The 344-nt window shown below is 57.6% G+C and carries 1 protein-coding gene; it reads left to right on the top strand.

All coding sequences use genetic code 11. From position 1 onward, the window contains the following. Window positions 1-68: 68 nt before the first annotated feature. The coding region (locus OGV50_RS00405) for an IS5/IS1182 family transposase (protein ID WP_048998319.1) at window positions 69-344 on the top strand (276 nt) is incomplete at its 3' end.

Here is a 344-nt window from a genome sequence, read left to right as displayed (position 1 = left end):
CTAGGGAAACTCTGAAAAAGACTTTCTGATTTGGCAAAATACCGCGCCCCCACCCACCGAGTTTCCCGATGAAGCAGATGACCTTCGCCGACGCCGAGTACGCTGGCAAGCGCAAGCAAACCCGCAAGGAGTTGTTCCTGATCGAGATGGATCGGGTGGTGCCGTGGAAGGGCTTGATTGCTTTGATCGAGCCACATTATCCGAAGGGTGAAGGTGGCCGTCCGGCCTACCCGTTGATGGCGATGCTGCGTGTGCATCTGCTGCAGAACTGGTTCGGCTACAGCGATCCAGCGATGGAGGAAGCGCTGTACGAAACCACGATCCTGCGCCAGTTTGCCGGGCTG

The organism is Citrobacter sp. CK180, assembly GCF_030333655.1.
Lineage (GTDB): Bacteria > Pseudomonadota > Gammaproteobacteria > Enterobacterales > Enterobacteriaceae > Citrobacter_B > Citrobacter_B koseri.
This window is presented reverse-complemented; position numbering and strand designations above follow the sequence as displayed.